Below are 14,968 nucleotides of genomic sequence, written 5' to 3'. Positions count from 1 at the left end.
ATCAATGTGACACCTCGTAGAAATCGCAGATGGCGCTCCATGCCTCTTCTGCGGTTTCTACGAACTGGAAAAGTTCCAGATCACGCGGGCTGATAACGCCCTCGAGCATAAGCTCCTCAAAATTCACAACGCGATTCCAAAATTCGCGCCCGAACAACAGGATTGGCATCTTTTTGATCTTGCCGGTCTGAACCAGCGTCAGCAGCTCAAAAAATTCATCAAATGTGCCAAATCCGCCGGGGAAAACCGCGACCGCGCGCGCGCGCAGCAGGAAGTGCATTTTGCGCAAAGCGAAATAATGGAATTGGAAGCTTAATCGCGGCGTTACGAAAAGGTTGGGCGCTTGTTCATGCGGTAACACGATGTTCAGGCCAACCGATTCTGCGCCCACATCATGCGCGCCGCGATTGGCGGCTTCCATGATTGATGGACCACCGCCGGAGCATACGACGAAATGGCGACGGCCTTCTTCGTCGGTCACATTGGCTTTTCCAGCCAATTGCGCCAAATGGCGTGCTTGTTCGTAAAAGCGGGATTTTTCCTGCATCCGTTCGGCGATGATCGTTGCGCGCGCATCTTGCGCAGCGGCTAACAATGCGTCGGCGGCGTCGGGTTCAGGAATACGCGCTGAACCATAGATGACCAGCATCGACCCGATATTCGCCTCATCCAGCAACATTTCGGTTTTGAGCAGTTCCAACTGGAAACGCACAGGGCGCAGGTCTTCGCGCAGCAGGAAGTCTGTATCCTGAAAGGCCAGTCGATACGACTTGCTTTGCGTTTGCGGTGTAGAGAGTTGCTGTTCAGCAAAATCCGCTTCTTGTTGTGCTTTGTAGAAGCGGCGATCATTAATTTTTGTGTCTGTCATTACCCTGCATGTAAGGCGAAGGCACAGAATTTGCCACCCTTATCGGCAGTAGGGTGTTCCGTTGGTGTTGGAACGGGCCATGTCGAAATGAAAATGGTTGGCATGCGCGGCGTTATATTCGGGACCAAGAACGGTACCAAATCTCTTGCAGGCAGATTGGTGTAAGCGGCGCAGGAATGCGCGTTCTTCGGATGATCCGCGCCAACCGTTTAACACAGACACGCGCCGCCCATCGCGCAGGAGAAAGGCGGACACATCGACGGCATTTGCAAATGCATGTTCGGACAATTTGCCAGACCTGCTGCCGTTAACAGCGCGGCAGTTGAATGTGCCCATGGTTTCAATCTTCACAACCTCGCTGCCCAAATATTGCTTGGCAGCAGGTACGACGGCATAACGGGCCCAATCGGTAAAGCTTGACGCAAGCGGGCAGGTCATTGCACCCAAATTTGTTGTCTGCGTGCCAAAATCCATCAGCTTGATCGTGTCTATCATGCGGCATCCGCCGTCGAAACTTTTGCTAGGCAGCCCTGCAAAGCGCACCGATTTGGACTTAAGGCCAGCCAGGCATTGGTGGGTATATTGCGACGTCATATTTTCGCTGGATCGCGGCGACTGCAGTTTTTCCCGTCCACCGCACGACGCCAGCGCAAAGACGCCAGCGACCAGCAGAAATCTTTTAAAGTAGCGCATCGACATGATCGCGTATTAACGCATAAATTAGTCCGCGCAGCCAAAAAATGACGGCCGATAGTGCAATTTGCGCGTTGCATAGGGCGCGACAGGCGATTATCGCCCATGCATGTTGCGAAACATTCTTAATAAGAAGCCGACATTCTGGGCGCTTTTGTGCTTGCCCGCTGCGGTGATGATGCGCCCGTATTTTTTCGGCGATGTGATCGCGATGGATATGCTGCATCCAACGGGCGAATGGTCGGCACGCTTCATGATTGCCGCGATGTTGCTTAGCCCCTTATTGGCACTGATTGGGCCCCGGCCATGGCTAAGCTGGCTCATTCAGCGCCGCCGGGCATTGGGCGTTGCCGCTTTTGGCTATGCCAGTTTGCATCTCATTTTCTACATCATCGATATGGGCAATCTCGATGATATGATCGCCGAGTTTCTTGCGCTGGGTATCTGGACCGGTTGGGCCGCGATGTTATTGTTTGTGCCTTTGGCGGTGACCAGCAATGATGCCTCGATGCGCGCGCTAAGGGCTGGGTGGAAGCGTCTTCAGCGGCTGGTTTATCCCACCGCCGTATTGGTTCTTGTCCATTGGATATTCATCCACAATAATTTAGGACCAGCGCTTCTGCACTTCATCCCACTCGTGCTTCTCATTGCCGCACGATATTTTTTTGCTAACCGAACGATTTTTAAAGGAGCATGAATATGCGTTTATGGACACCTCTTTCACTGGCCGCTGTGGCCACTATCGCCTTTGTATCGGTCCCCGCATCAGCAACCGGCGCAATCACCTGTAAATCAGGGCCCGTTTCCGGATGGAAAAGCCAAAAGGCACTGACTGACAAGCTGACCAAAGACGGCTGGACTTTGCGTAAATCGAAAGTCGATGGCGGCTGCTATGAAGTTTATGGCACCACCCCTGAAGGCGACCGTGTGGAAGCCTATTTCCACCCCGTAACCCTTGAAAAATTATATGTCAGCCGCCGTGGCGAAGTATTGTTTCGCAAGACGGGTTATTGATAGCATTTAACGATAGTCATTGACAAAGCTGGGGCTGTGCGTAAACGCGGCTCCGGGCCACGCGGCCCCAACGCCGCGCTGCTCTCTGCAAGGAGACGCTTACATGACTATAGTACCCCCCGCCGTTAAACCGGCACGTCCGTTCTTTTCTTCCGGTCCCTGCGCGAAACCGCCAGGCTGGAGCGCGGAAAAACTGCAAACCGAATCGCTTGGCCGTTCGCATCGTGCGAAAATCGGCAAATCACGCCTGCAGCGCGCTATCGACCTGATGCGCGAAGTGTTACAGGTGCCCGACACGCACCGTATCGGAATTGTTCCGGCATCTGACACCGGCGCTTATGAAATGGCTATGTGGACCATGCTCGGCGCGCGTCCAGTGACGGCCACGGCGTGGGAAAGTTTTGGCGAAGGCTGGGTAACTGACGCAGTCAAGCAACTTAAAATCGATCCTACGGTAATCCGTGTCGATTACGGGCAATTGCCCGACATGGCGTCGATTGACCAAAGCCACGATGTGCTATTCACTTGGAACGGGACCACCTCGGGTGTGCGCGTTCCCAATGGCGATTGGATCAGCGATACCCGCGAAGGTCTGACCTTCAACGACGCGACCAGCGCGGTTTTTGCGTATGACATGCCTTGGGACAAGCTCGACGTGACGACCTTTTCTTGGCAGAAAGTTCTGGGCGGGGAGGGTGCGCACGGCGTAATCATCCTCGGACCACGCGCTGTCGAGCGGCTCGAAACATACACGCCATCATGGCCGCTGCCGAAGATTTTTCGGCTCATGGCCAAAGGCGCGCTCGCCGAAGGCATCTTTAAGGGCGAGACAATCAACACACCGTCGATGCTCGCAGTGGAAGATGTGATCTTCGCACTTGAGTGGGCGAAAACCGTTGGTGGTTTGCAGGGGCTTATGGCCCGCAGTAACGCCAATGCTGCTGCGCTCGCAAAAATCGTCGAGACACGCGATTATCTAGGATTTCTTGCTGCTGACTCTGCTATCCGGTCGACCACTTCGGTCTGTTTGACCGTCAAGGGTGCGGACGAAGCGATGATCAAGAAAATGGCGTCTTTGCTTGAGGCAGAGCATGCGGCCTATGACATCGCCGGATATCGCGACGCCCCGCCGGGCTTGCGCATCTGGTGCGGTGCAACCGTTGATACCGCCGATATTCAGGAGCTCGGGCCATGGCTCGATTGGGCCTACGAAACCGCTAAAGCTTAAAACCCCGATAGTGTCATTCCCGCGAACGCGGGAATCCTTTGGCTGACATCTTTGCGTAAACATTCAGTTCAGACCATGGATCCCCGATCAAGTCGGGGATGACAACGATATACGAATAGGAACCCACCATGACAAAACCACGCGTACTTATTTCCGACAAAATGGACCCCAACGCAGCAAAGATTTTTGCTGAACGCGGATGTGATGTTGATGTCATCACTGACAAAACGCCGGATGAACTTGCTGCAATGATTGGCGACTATGACGGTCTTGCAATCCGTTCGTCGACGAAAGTTACCAAGCAGATTTTGGACGCGGCTACAAACCTAAAGGTTATTGGTCGCGCCGGCATTGGCGTCGACAATGTCGACATTCCCAATGCGTCGGCCAAAGGTGTTGTCGTTATGAACACGCCTTTTGGCAATTCGATCACAACGGCTGAACACGCCATCGCCTTGATGTTCGCCCTTGCGCGTCAATTGCCTGAGGCCAATGCGCAAACGCAAGCTGGCAAATGGCCAAAAAATGATTTCATGGGTATTGAAGTTACCGGCAAGACGCTTGGACTTATCGGCGCTGGCAATATCGGATCGATTGTCGCGAGCCGCGCGCTGGGATTGCGGATGAAGGTCGTGGCCTTTGACCCCTTCCTCACCGCCGATCGCGCAATTGAAATGGGCATTGAAAAGGCTGACCTCGATACGTTGCTTGCCAAGGCAGACTTCATCACCTTGCATACGCCGCTGACCGACCAAACCCGCAACATATTGTCGCGGGAAAATCTTGCGAAGACCAAAAAGGGTGTCCGCATCATTAACTGCGCACGTGGCGGGTTGATCGATGAAGAGGCGCTGAAAGAGGCGTTGGACAGCGGCCAAGTCGGCGGCGCAGCTTTGGACGTTTTTGCGACTGAGCCAGCGAAGGAATCGCCCCTGTTCGGCACGCCAAACTTCATCTGCACCCCGCATCTGGGTGCGTCGACCAATGAGGCGCAGGTCAATGTTGCGCTTCAGGTGGCCGAACAAATGGCGGATTATCTGGTCAATGGCGGCGTTACCAATGCGCTGAACATGCCAAGCCTTTCTGCTGAAGAAGCGCCGAAGTTGAAGCCATATACGACCCTTGCACTAAAATTGGGTTCGCTGGTTGGCCAGTTGGCGCATGATAATCTCGACAATATTGCGATTGAGGTTGAGGGCGCTGCGGCGGAACTGAACATTAAACCCATTACGGCCGCGGTTCTCGCTGGCTTCATGCGGCGTTTTTCCGACGCGGTGAACATGGTCAATGCGCCGTTTTTAGCCAAAGAGCGTGGCTTTGACATTCGCGAAGTCCGCCATGACAAGGCAGGTGCCTATCACACATTGGTGCGCGTCACCGTCAACACGGCGCAAGGCCCACGTTCGGTTGCAGGGACGTTGTTCGCCAATAGCGAAGCCCGGCTTGTCGAGATTTTCGGCATCAGCCTTGAGGCGGAGCTTGAAGGCAACATGCTCTACATCGTCAATGAAGATGCGCCGGGCTTTATTGGCCGTGTTGGCACGACCTTGGGTGAGGCTGGATTGAATATCGGCACATTCCATCTTGGCCGTCGTAGCGCGGGCGGTGAGGCCGTTTTGCTTCTGTCCATGGATGCGGCGATCCCAGAAGCTGTCCTTCAACAGCTTGGTTCGCTTCCCGGTGTTAAAACCGTAAAGGCGCTGAAGTTTTAGTGGTCCTGGCCCTAAGCAGGGCTTCCCCGCTTGGACTTTTGCGGTAAAGAGTGCGCATGAATATTCAACCTGATTTGCTGCCCGAAGGGTTCCGCGACCGACTTCCTCCCCAAGCGGAGGTTGCGGCGCGGGTATCGCGGGCGATGATCGACGTGTTGGCAAGCTACGGCTATGCCCGCGTGGCACCCGCCTTGGCGGAATTTGAATCGGTGCTCGCCAAGCATAGCGGCGATGCCAACCGTAATCAGCATTTGCGGTTTACCGACCCTGTGTCCGGCCACACGCTTGCGCTGCGCGGTGATATCACGGTGCAGGTTGGGCGCATCGCCACAACGCGGATGAAAAACGCGCCGCGACCGCTGCGCTTGGCCTATCATGGTCAGATCCTGCGGTTGCGCGCCATGCAGTTGCGCCCTGAACGGGAACTGACGCAATTGGGTGCAGAATTGGTCGGCAATGACAGCGTGGCTGCCGCTTGCGAAATTGTTGGCGTTGCCATTGATGCGCTTGAGGCGGCGGGCGTTAAAGACATCACCATCGATTTCACCTTGCCTGACCTTGTGGAACGGCTGGCGGAAAAGGCACTGCCTTTGGCGGCGGACAAGATTGATGCCATTCGGTCCGAACTGGATATGAAGGACGCAGGCGGACTAAGTGCGTTGGGGGCGGATGCCTATTTGCCGCTGCTCGCGGCGACTGGCCCATTCACAGAAGCGGTTGAGAAATTGCGGGCGATTGATGCAGGCGGGGCGCTCGCGTCGCGAATCCGTGCCTTGGAAGCCATTGCTGGCAATATTGCGGGCCGCGCCAATGTGACACTTGACCCGACCGAGCGGCATGGCTTTGAATATCAAAGCTGGTTCGGCTTTACGATTTTTGCCAAAGGCTACAGCGCTGCGCTTGGTCGCGGTGGCACTTATTACATCGATCGTGCCGATGGACCATCGGAACCGGCGACTGGCTTCTCACTCTATCCCGACCCGTTGATTGATCTGGCTGACGAAAGCCTCGTCCGGCGTGTTTTTCTGCCACTGGGCACAGACGCCGCGACCGCGGCAAAAATGCGCCATGAAGGTTGGGCGACGGTGGCCGCATTGGATGAGAATGACAGCGCCGCTGTGCTGAGCTGCACCCATATTTGGACAAATGGTCAAGCCATTCCCGTCTGAAATCGTCCTTCATGCAGCTTTAGGGTGGACGCCAGCCGCGCATAATCATAACGGAGCTTACGGCGGATCCCTTCGCAGGAAAAATCTCCTGCGCAGAAAAAGGCCCCAGAGCTATCTGGCTTTGACAGGGAATATCTGATGGCGAATGTAACCGTAATTGGCGCGCAATGGGGCGACGAGGGTAAAGGCAAGATTGTCGACTGGTTGGCGGAACGCGCCGATGCCGTTGTCCGCTTTCAAGGCGGGCATAATGCCGGCCACACTTTGGTCGTTGGCGACAATGTCTATAAATTGTCGTTGCTGCCGTCGGGGATCGTCACCGGAACGCTGTCGATTATTGGCAATGGCGTGGTTCTCGACCCTTGGGCGTTGCGCGATGAAATGACGAAGCTGCGTGGGCAAGGCGTTTCCATCACGACCGAGAATTTTGCGCTGGCCGATAACTGCGCGTTGATTCTGCCGATTCACCGCGACTTGGATGGTTTGCGGGAAACCGCAGCGGGTTCGGGCAAGATTGGCACGACTGGCCGCGGCATTGGCCCCGCATATGAAGACAAGGTCGGCCGCCGCGCGATCCGCGTGTGTGATCTGGCGCATCTGGATGCGCTGGATACGCAGCTTGACCGTCTATGTGCGCACCATGATGCCTTGCGTGCCGGATTTGGCGAACCGCCAGTCGATCGCGCGCGCCTTATTGCCGAGCTTAAGGAAATCGCACCCTTTGTTCTGGAATATGCCGAGCCGGTGTGGCGGCGATTGAATAAGGTGCGCAAGGCCGGCGCGCGGATATTGTTTGAAGGCGCGCAAGGTGTCTTGCTTGACGTTGACCATGGCACTTATCCGTTCGTGACGTCGTCCAACACTGTTTCAGGCACAGCGGCGGCCGGCTCCGGCCTTGGGCCAAGTGCGGCGGGCTTTGTGCTTGGTATCGTCAAGGCCTACACCACGCGGGTTGGGTCAGGGCCATTCCCGACCGAGCTTGAGGATGAAACCGGCCAAAGGCTGGGTGAACGCGGCCATGAATTTGGCACTGTCACGGGCCGCAAGCGCCGCTGTGGTTGGTTTGACGCCGTGATCGTGCGTCAAAGCTGCGCTGTGTCCGGCGTGACCGGCATTGCGCTAACTAAGCTCGATGTGCTTGACGGGTTCGACACGATCAAGATCTGCACCGGCTATCGCCTGAACGGTAAGGTCTATGATTATCTGCCAGCGCATGCCGCAGAGCAAGCCGCCGTGGAGCCAATCTACGAAGAAATGCCCGGCTGGCAGGAAACGACCGCAGGCGCGCGCAGTTGGGCCGACCTTCCGGCACAAGCGATCAAATATATCACGCGTGTGCAGGAATTGATCGAAACGCCCGTTGCCTTGGTATCAACCTCGCCGCAGCGCGAAGATACGATCTTGGTGCGCGATCCGTTTGCCGATTAACCGCTTTTAAGCTCCGCATTTAACCGCAAGCTTGCGCGCCAGAAGAAAAAGGCGGGGATGAGGCCAAGCCATGCTGCGCCGTAAAGCACCCAACGGACGCTATCGTCGCCGGCCAGCGGCTTGAACGCGTCCGACATCATGCCGAACAACAACGGTCCTAACCCAAGTCCAATGAGGTTTTGGCCGAACAGCATGAACGCGGCGGCGACTGCGCGCGCCTCCGGTCTTACTAGGCCTTGCACAGTGGCATAGGTCGGGCCGTAATAAGCCGCGTTCAATGCCGTTGGCACAAACAATATGAGTATCGCCACGCGCCAGTCGGTTGCGAAATAGCCCAAGAACAATATGGGCGTTGCAATGACCATCCCAATGGCAGGTGTGGTCAACAAATGACGTTTATCGATTTTGCCGAACTTGTCGGCCATCATGCCGCCAATCCAGGTGCCGATAATGCCCGCCACGCCCAAGACAAGGCCAAGCAAAAGGCCGGTTTCGCCGGGGCTAAGGCCATGCGAACGGATGAACAATATGACCGCCCACACGCTTTTACCGTAAGACAGAAACGCCGTGAATGATGCCGCGATTACCAACATCACAAAGGCGCGCGAACTAAAAACCTCTTTGAGCGCGTTTTTAGTCGAAAGAACCTCGCGCGCTTTATCGCCGGATAATGCGCGGGCAGCGGCCTCGGCCTTGCGTGGTTCGCGCAATATGAAGGGCAATAAGGCCGCCAATATGAGACCCGGAATGGCGACCGCCATAAATGCTACGCGCCAGCCATAAGCATCGTTCAATACACCACCGATTACCAAACCCAATAAGCTGCCAATCGGAATACCAAGGCCGTAAAAAGCGATGGCCGATGATCTTTTTTCGGGTGGAACGCTGTCGGTAATGAGCGAGTGGGCGGCGGGGGTGCACCCTGCCTCACCTACGCCAACGCCCACGCGGGCGAGCGCCAATTGCGCAAAATTTTGCGCCAATCCGCATAAGGCCGTCATGGCGGACCAGACCGCCAGGGATGTGGAGATCAGGCCAACGCGGTTGGTGCTGCTATTGTCCGCATAGCGCGCAATGGGGATGCCCAACAATGTATAGAAAAGCGCAAAGGCAAGGCCAGTCAACAAACCAATTTGGGTATCGGAAAGGTTGAGATCCCTGCTGATGGGTTCAGCCAAAATATTGACGATCTGCCGGTCAAGGAAGTTCAAGACATAAACAACCATCAATATCCACAGCAGCAATTTTGGATTGGTAACGGTCGGTTTGGCAACGTGCGCCCTTGGGCCTTCGTCCATGATTGTCTCCTCTTCCTGCGCTGGGTTATGGGATAAATTTCGACATTGTCAAAGCCTTGAAAGGTTCGTTGCGCGCACAGGGTCAATCGCGGGCTTTGCCATGCTTGCGTAAAATCAGACAGCCCTAGCACTCTTTGATTGACTGTTGTCCGCTTCACCGCTCTTGGGGTGAGATGACGACACGCGAAACGACGGCGTACATGCCTCTCCATGATTTGGACCTTAGCTTGTCGTTGAGCGACCGCTTCATGGTCATGGCCTATGGTGCTATTCAATGGCCGTGGTTGCTACGCAGCCTCCATGGTGGGCGCAAAAAAGACAAGGCTGCTTTGCTCGCCTATCTTGGGTTGCCGCTGGATGCGCTGCCTAATCTGGGCAGTTGGAAAGCTGATACCCATTTTTTGTGGCATATCGTTTCTGCAATCGAAGAGATGCGACCGGCGCAAGTACTTGAGCTTGGCTGCGGCGCGTCCACCTTTGTTGCGGCGCGCGCTCTGCAGCTTTTTGGTGGCGGCAAAATTGTCAGCTTTGACCAACATGCTGCGTTCGCGCAAACGACTCAAGACTGGATCCGCGACAATGATATGGACGCAGAAATCCGTTATGCTCCGCTGGGCGCGCCACCATCAGGCTGGCCGGGGCACTGGTATCAACTGTCCGATGTGCCTAATGAGATTGACTTACTCATCGTTGATGGCCCGCCTTGGGCCATCCATCCGCATGTGCGGGGCGTGGCCGCAAGCCTGTTCCCGCTTATTCGTCCCGGCGGCAGGGTGCTGCTGGATGACGCTGCGCGACCAGGCGAGCGTGTCGTGACGCGGCGCTGGCGCAAAGAACATGCGAACATGGACTTCACGCTCGACAGCAAAGGGGCCAAGGGCACCTTGCTTGGGCACAAGCACCCCGCTTAAATTTTGGTCGATCGCTCGTCAGTGACCATATCGCTGGCGAGGTCTAGCCCCGCTTTACCATCGGCAATGGTGTGCGCTGGTGCATGCGGGGATTCGATATACGCGGGCTCTTCGACCTCAAGCATCCCCTCCCATTTCGTAATGACGGACGTTGCGACGGCGTTACCGACGACATTGGTCGCGGTGCGGCCCATATCGAGAAACTGATCAATCGCAAGGATCAGCGCGACACCCTCAACGGGCAGGTCAAACATCGCCAGCGTGCCGGTGATGACCACCAACGACGCACGCGGCACGGCGGCGACGCCTTTGGACGAAATCATCAGCGTAAGCAGGATCAGGATCTGCGTGCCGATGGATAGGTCAATGCCATAAGCTTGCGCGATGAAGATGGTCGCAAAGCTCATATACATCATCGAACCATCAAGGTTGAAGCTGTAACCCAAGGGCAGCATGAAGCCCGAAATTCGGCGGGGGACACCAAAGCGGTCAAGCTGTTCAAACAATTTTGGCAACGCCGCTTCGCTTGAGGCGGTCGAGAAAGCGATAAGCATTGGTTCGCGAATGTAGCGGATGAGCGTCCATATGCGTCGCCCCAGAAAGATCGCGCCGATGGTCAAGAGAATTATCCAGAGCAACGCCAGCGACAGATAAAACTCAGTGACCAGTTCCAAATAGGTCGCAAGGATCGCTAGGCCGCTTTTCGCTACAACGGCGGCCAGTGCGCCAAACACCGCTACTGGGGCATAACGCATCACATAATGCGTGATCTGAAGCATCATCTCCGCAAGTGACTCGGCACCGCGCACCAAAGGTGCACCCTTTTCGCCTAAGGCCGAAAGCGCGATGCCAGCGAACAATGCAAACACCAAAATCTGCAAGATGTTATTAGTGGCCATCGCCTCGAAAGCGTTTTTGGGGAAAATCGAAAGAATGAATTCCCAAAAGTCGAGCTTCTTGACCTCTCCAATCGTTGCTGCGGCATTTGCAATCCCGTCAACAGGCGCGCCAACGCCCGGTTGAAACAGGTTAACCATCAACAAGCCGAGGCCAATGGAGATAAAGCTGGCAATGATAAACCATGTAATTGCGCGAAAACCGATACGCCCAAGCGCCGAACTGTCGCCCATATGCGCAATGCCGACGACGATGGTCGATAGAATGAGGGGGGCAACCAACAATTTGATTAAGTTCAAAAATATATCAGAAAGGAGTTTGAATGTTTTGGTTAGATATTCGAACTGCACACTGTCCGGCGCGAAACTGACATGGACCGCGTAACCCACGGCCACGCCGAGGATCATTCCTGCCAATATCCACAATGTAAGCCGTTTATCCACGCAATCCTCCGAATATTGTATGTTTCGCGCGACGCTACACAGGAGCAATGGTCGTCGCAACAAGTTACAGACGCGACTTGTTTAAGCTTCAGAAGCGCGTCATAAGTCTTGTAATAAAATTACAGCGAAATTTGTCGTTGAGCATGGCACATAATCAGATGCTTGCGGGCTGAGGAGATCATTTCATGTCGGCCGCCAAAATTGCTAAAAATACCGGCAAAATCCGCTCCCCCATAAGCACCGTCGCTCCAGCGCAGGCTGGAGCCTATGTCGCCTATCGTGCGAGACTGACAGACGTGATGGGCCCCAGCCTTCGCTGGGACGACGGGGATTGGGAAAAGCTGGGGTAGTTTGGCCGGAAGGCGTTCTCGGCGGCTTTTGGGTGCCCCTCCGCTTTGTCCATACAGCCTCTGAACATTAAAGCCTCAGCTTTTTGTCGCTAAGCCCGCTGGATTGCCCTTTGTTGATGGGTTCGAGGCGTTTTGCTTTTTGGGCTTTTCGGCCTTTGGCTTGCGGACTTCGCGGCTCGATTTCTTTTGGCTCTTGGCCATGATATTTTCCTTTGGAGGAGGCGTACGTAAGTGCAGCTTTGTTCAGGATGCGCTGACCCACATATTGTAAAGATAAGCATCAACGGCCCTGTTTATAAGGACGCTGGCAATATTAGCACGCTGGGCAACCGGCTGGTTTAAGCGACGGCCTCTGTCGCCCGCTTGTAGATGCTATTGAGCGGGCTACGGAAAAGCTTCATCACCATCGGTTCGAAAAATGAGAGCGGAAGCGTGTCATACTCCGGATCAAAGGATGGGCAGTCATATTTGTCGATAAACTCTTCGGTATCGGCAAACCACTCATGCCCGCGAAACTGCTCCCGCATGTCGCGGTCAAGGCCCAGATGGTGGAAGAAATTCTGCCCTTGGAAAATTCCGTGATTTTGCACAATCCAAAGGAGCTTTTCCGAAACGAACGGCTTTAATATGGCAGCGGCGATGTCCGGATGGTTGGCCGCGCCCAGCGTATCACCAATGTCATGCAGCAACGCCATCACGACATAATCCTCATCCCGGCCATCACGATGCGCGCGCGTCGCGGTTTGTAAGGAGTGCGTCAGCCTGTCGACTGCAAATCCGCCAAAATCTCCATCAAGCAATTTCAAATGCTCCAAAATCCGCCGTCCGCCATCTTGCGAAAACGGGATATTGTGCCGCATGATGATTTGCCAATCCTCTTGCGTGCTCTGCGACATATCATGAAATTGTGCGCGGTCTTCTTGGCTGTCCATTCTGCTATCCTCTCGCTATCGACGTTTAACAGCGTTGGCAGACGAAACAAGGGCTTCATGAGCGCGCGAAATGCGGCTAGATCGATTAAATGGCCATATTAGAGCTTTCGGATAAACCCTTCTTCGCGGACAAGAACCGCGCTTTTTGGAACTTGCACTCGGCCGGTTGGGGAGGCGCTACTGCCCTCTATGCGGTTACGGTTATTGCAAACGGACAGCCGTTAAGTTTTCTGGTTCCAGTGCTCATTTCTGCGGTCACTGGGTATTCTGTCACCTTGATTCTATCGGTTATATACCGATATGTCATTGAAAAGCGTCCAGTTGTAACCTGGGGGACGACTTTACTCGCGGTCATGAGCGCAACTTTGCTGTACGCGTATATTGATACATGGGTTGTTCAAACGATCAGAGAGGGTGCAGACCAATCGCCCTTTGCCCAATTGTTGTTAGGCGCGTTGTTCAAGAACAGCCTGCTTGTTGGTGCATGGTCCGCTTTATATTACGCCATCAATTATTTCGTGCGCGCTGAAGAGCAAGCCGACCAGATGATGCGGTTGGAGGCGCAGGCGACCAGCGCGCAGCTTACGATGCTGCGCTATCAGCTTAACCCCCATTTCCTTTTCAACACATTGAATAGCATTTCGACCTTAGTGCTGTTGAAACAGACGGAACAAGCCAATGCCATGCTGTCGCGGCTGTCCTCATTTTTGCGGTTTACGCTTATCAACGAAGCTGCGGCAAAAGTACCGGTGACCCAGGAAATTGAGACGCTAAAGCTGTATCTCGATATTGAAAAAATGCGGTTTGAAGAACGCTTGCGGACATATTTCATCATCGAACCTGCGGTAGAAAACGCCTTGGTCCCGTCGCTGTTGCTTCAGCCACTTGTGGAAAATGCCATCAAATATGCCGTGACGCCGAAGGAAGAGGGCGCAGATATTTCTGTGACCGCTCAACTCGTCGGCCAAAGGGTGCGGATCACCGTTTCGGACACTGGCCCGGGCTTGCAGCCGGGGCAACAAGACCAAAGCTTGTCCACAGGTGTCGGCATGGCGAACACGCGTGAGCGTTTGTTGCAGGCCTATGGCGAGAACCAACGCTTTGAACATTATGTAAAAGCCGGGGGCGGATTTGAGGTTTTGTTGGAACTCCCGTATCAAAGCAGGATTACAGCAGGGGAAGGCAATCAAGCGGGGGCGCAACGGCAAGGAAAAATATCCGCATGAGCATTCGTACAATATTGGTAGACGATGAAAAGCTGGCTATTCAGGGTCTCGAATTACGGCTTCAACCTTTTGACGATATCGAAATTGTGGCCATCTGCAGCAATGGTCGTGAGGCCATTCGCAAGATCAAGACGTTAAAACCGGACTTGGTCTTCCTGGATATTCAAATGCCCGGATTTGATGGCTTTTCGGTTGTGCAGGGGGTGATGGATATCGACCCGCCCTTGTTCGTATTTGTGACCGCCTATTCCGAACATGCCATCAAGGCGTTTGAGGCGCAGGCCATCGATTATTTGATGAAACCGGTGGAACCCGAACGGCTGGCCGATACCATGGACCGCGTGCGCGGCAGGCTGTCCGACAAGCGGACATCGGAAGAACTCGACCGCCTGCGAACGGTTATCAACGAAGTCGCGCCAAATGCGGCGGACAATTTGGGGTCATTGGATGACGATGTGGCATCCACCCGCTTTGAAAAGCTGATAAATATTAAGGATCGCGGCCAGATTTTCCGTGTCGATGTTGAAAGCATTGAACGGATTGATGCGGCGGGCGATTATATGTGCATTTACACCGCCGATAACTCGCTGATCCTGCGCGAGACAATGAAGGATTTGGAAAAACGCTTGGACCCGCGAACCTTCCAACGGGTGCACCGTTCTACGATCGTCAATTTGGATCAGGTCCGTCAGGTTAAGCCGCATACCAATGGCGAATGCTTTTTGGTGCTGGAATCGGGCGCGCAGGTGAAGGTTAGCCGGTCATATCGCGATGTAGTCGCCCGGTTCGTATATTAAGG

At 54.7% G+C, this 14,968-nt stretch carries 15 protein-coding genes; 9 read left to right on the top strand and 6 right to left on the bottom strand.

The genetic code is table 11. The annotated features are described in order from the left end of the window. Position 1: 1 nt before the first annotated feature. Positions 2 to 868, bottom strand: a complete 867-nt coding sequence (locus tag Q0N43_RS07395; protein ID WP_295444711.1) for an LOG family protein — start codon at positions 866 to 868, stop codon at positions 2 to 4. Between the two features lie 39 nt (positions 869 to 907). Then, entirely contained in the window at positions 908 to 1,567 is a 660-nt protein-coding gene (locus Q0N43_RS07390) for an extensin family protein (protein ID WP_295444708.1), read from the bottom strand. Positions 1,568 to 1,670: 103 nt separating this feature from the next. Between Q0N43_RS07390 and Q0N43_RS07385 the strand changes: the two genes are divergently transcribed. The 6 genes from Q0N43_RS07385 to Q0N43_RS07360 all read left to right on the top strand — a co-directional run bounded on the left by Q0N43_RS07385 (position 1,671) and on the right by Q0N43_RS07360 (position 8,112). Beyond that, on the top strand, positions 1,671 to 2,258 hold the full coding sequence (locus Q0N43_RS07385; RefSeq protein ID WP_295444703.1) for a ferric reductase-like transmembrane domain-containing protein: 588 nt from the start codon (positions 1,671 to 1,673) through the stop codon (positions 2,256 to 2,258). 2 nt (positions 2,259 to 2,260) lie between these two features. Then, positions 2,261 to 2,575, top strand: coding sequence for a PepSY domain-containing protein (locus Q0N43_RS07380; protein WP_295444700.1), 315 nt, complete (start codon positions 2,261 to 2,263; stop codon positions 2,573 to 2,575). A gap of 103 nt (positions 2,576 to 2,678) precedes the next feature. Then, positions 2,679 to 3,803, top strand: coding sequence for a phosphoserine transaminase (locus Q0N43_RS07375; RefSeq protein WP_295444697.1), 1,125 nt, complete (start codon positions 2,679 to 2,681; stop codon positions 3,801 to 3,803). Positions 3,804 to 3,931: 128 nt separating this feature from the next. Then, positions 3,932 to 5,515 carry a phosphoglycerate dehydrogenase gene (serA, locus tag Q0N43_RS07370; RefSeq protein ID WP_295444694.1) on the top strand — a complete coding sequence of 528 codons (1,584 nt, stop codon included), beginning with the start codon at positions 3,932 to 3,934 and terminating at the stop codon, positions 5,513 to 5,515. 56 nt (positions 5,516 to 5,571) lie between these two features. Then, positions 5,572 to 6,684 carry an ATP phosphoribosyltransferase regulatory subunit gene (locus Q0N43_RS07365; protein WP_295444692.1) on the top strand — a complete coding sequence of 371 codons (1,113 nt, stop codon included), beginning with the start codon at positions 5,572 to 5,574 and terminating at the stop codon, positions 6,682 to 6,684. A 138-nt stretch (positions 6,685 to 6,822) separates the two neighbouring features. Then, positions 6,823 to 8,112, top strand: coding sequence for an adenylosuccinate synthase (locus tag Q0N43_RS07360; protein ID WP_295444690.1), 1,290 nt, complete (start codon positions 6,823 to 6,825; stop codon positions 8,110 to 8,112). On the opposite strand, the gene Q0N43_RS07355 is transcribed toward Q0N43_RS07360, so the two are convergent. Then, positions 8,109 to 9,410, bottom strand: coding sequence for an MFS transporter (locus tag Q0N43_RS07355; RefSeq protein ID WP_295444687.1), 1,302 nt, complete (start codon positions 9,408 to 9,410; stop codon positions 8,109 to 8,111). The two genes, Q0N43_RS07360 and Q0N43_RS07355, sit on opposite strands and share 4 nt — an antisense overlap. 173 nt (positions 9,411 to 9,583) lie before the next feature. On the opposite strand from Q0N43_RS07355, the gene Q0N43_RS07350 reads away from it, so the two are divergent. Then, positions 9,584 to 10,321 (top strand): class I SAM-dependent methyltransferase, encoded by a 738-nt coding sequence (locus Q0N43_RS07350; RefSeq protein WP_295444684.1) that lies wholly within the window; start codon positions 9,584 to 9,586, stop codon positions 10,319 to 10,321. Here Q0N43_RS07350 and Q0N43_RS07345 read toward each other — a convergent pair. The 3 genes from Q0N43_RS07345 to Q0N43_RS07335 form a co-directional block, all read right to left on the bottom strand. Then, the gene (locus Q0N43_RS07345; protein ID WP_295444681.1) at positions 10,318 to 11,661 is read right to left on the bottom strand and encodes a dicarboxylate/amino acid:cation symporter; all 1,344 of its coding nucleotides are present in this window, start codon (positions 11,659 to 11,661) and stop codon (positions 10,318 to 10,320) included. The genes Q0N43_RS07350 and Q0N43_RS07345 overlap by 4 nt on opposite strands. 425 nt (positions 11,662 to 12,086) lie before the next feature. After that, positions 12,087 to 12,212, bottom strand: coding sequence for a hypothetical protein (locus Q0N43_RS07340; protein ID WP_295444678.1), 126 nt, complete (start codon positions 12,210 to 12,212; stop codon positions 12,087 to 12,089). 137 nt (positions 12,213 to 12,349) lie between these two features. Beyond that, positions 12,350 to 12,943 (bottom strand): HD domain-containing protein, encoded by a 594-nt coding sequence (locus Q0N43_RS07335; RefSeq protein ID WP_295444675.1) that lies wholly within the window; start codon positions 12,941 to 12,943, stop codon positions 12,350 to 12,352. Positions 12,944 to 13,032: 89 nt separating this feature from the next. Here Q0N43_RS07335 and Q0N43_RS07330 point away from each other — a divergent pair, with 89 nt between their 5' ends. Both Q0N43_RS07330 and Q0N43_RS07325 read left to right on the top strand, forming a co-directional pair. Beyond that, positions 13,033 to 14,169: a histidine kinase gene (locus tag Q0N43_RS07330; RefSeq protein ID WP_295444672.1), complete on the top strand. Its 1,137-nt coding sequence runs from the start codon at positions 13,033 to 13,035 to the stop codon at positions 14,167 to 14,169. Further along, positions 14,166 to 14,966, top strand: coding sequence for a LytTR family DNA-binding domain-containing protein (locus Q0N43_RS07325; RefSeq protein ID WP_295444669.1), 801 nt, complete (start codon positions 14,166 to 14,168; stop codon positions 14,964 to 14,966). The genes Q0N43_RS07330 and Q0N43_RS07325 overlap by 4 nt, the downstream gene beginning before the upstream one ends. The last annotated feature ends 2 nt before the right edge of the window (positions 14,967 to 14,968 follow it).

The sequence above is a fragment of the Sphingorhabdus sp. EL138 genome (assembly GCF_945882965.1).
GTDB lineage: Bacteria > Pseudomonadota > Alphaproteobacteria > Sphingomonadales > Sphingomonadaceae > Sphingorhabdus_B.
Note: the sequence above shows the minus strand (reverse complement) of the source record. Positions and strands in the feature narration are given on the sequence as shown.

Excerpts from the sequence above, each read along its gene's own strand:
- Q0N43_RS07395 (WP_295444711.1), bottom strand. The coding sequence starts at position 868 with ATGACAGACACAAAAATTAATGATCGCCGCTTCTACAAAGCACAACAA.
- Q0N43_RS07350 (WP_295444684.1), top strand. The coding sequence starts at position 9,584 with ATGACGACACGCGAAACGACGGCGTACATGCCTCTCCATGATTTGGAC.
- serA (WP_295444694.1), top strand. The coding sequence starts at position 3,932 with ATGACAAAACCACGCGTACTTATTTCCGACAAAATGGACCCCAACGCA.
- Q0N43_RS07385 (WP_295444703.1), top strand. The coding sequence starts at position 1,671 with ATGTTGCGAAACATTCTTAATAAGAAGCCGACATTCTGGGCGCTTTTG.
- Q0N43_RS07390 (WP_295444708.1), bottom strand. The coding sequence starts at position 1,567 with ATGTCGATGCGCTACTTTAAAAGATTTCTGCTGGTCGCTGGCGTCTTT.
- Q0N43_RS07340 (WP_295444678.1), bottom strand. The coding sequence starts at position 12,212 with ATGGCCAAGAGCCAAAAGAAATCGAGCCGCGAAGTCCGCAAGCCAAAG.
- Q0N43_RS07360 (WP_295444690.1), top strand. The coding sequence starts at position 6,823 with ATGGCGAATGTAACCGTAATTGGCGCGCAATGGGGCGACGAGGGTAAA.
- Q0N43_RS07335 (WP_295444675.1), bottom strand. The coding sequence starts at position 12,943 with ATGGACAGCCAAGAAGACCGCGCACAATTTCATGATATGTCGCAGAGC.
- Q0N43_RS07325 (WP_295444669.1), top strand. The coding sequence starts at position 14,166 with ATGAGCATTCGTACAATATTGGTAGACGATGAAAAGCTGGCTATTCAG.
- Q0N43_RS07355 (WP_295444687.1), bottom strand. The coding sequence starts at position 9,410 with ATGGACGAAGGCCCAAGGGCGCACGTTGCCAAACCGACCGTTACCAAT.
- Q0N43_RS07380 (WP_295444700.1), top strand. The coding sequence starts at position 2,261 with ATGCGTTTATGGACACCTCTTTCACTGGCCGCTGTGGCCACTATCGCC.
- Q0N43_RS07330 (WP_295444672.1), top strand. The coding sequence starts at position 13,033 with ATGGCCATATTAGAGCTTTCGGATAAACCCTTCTTCGCGGACAAGAAC.
- Q0N43_RS07375 (WP_295444697.1), top strand. The coding sequence starts at position 2,679 with ATGACTATAGTACCCCCCGCCGTTAAACCGGCACGTCCGTTCTTTTCT.
- Q0N43_RS07365 (WP_295444692.1), top strand. The coding sequence starts at position 5,572 with ATGAATATTCAACCTGATTTGCTGCCCGAAGGGTTCCGCGACCGACTT.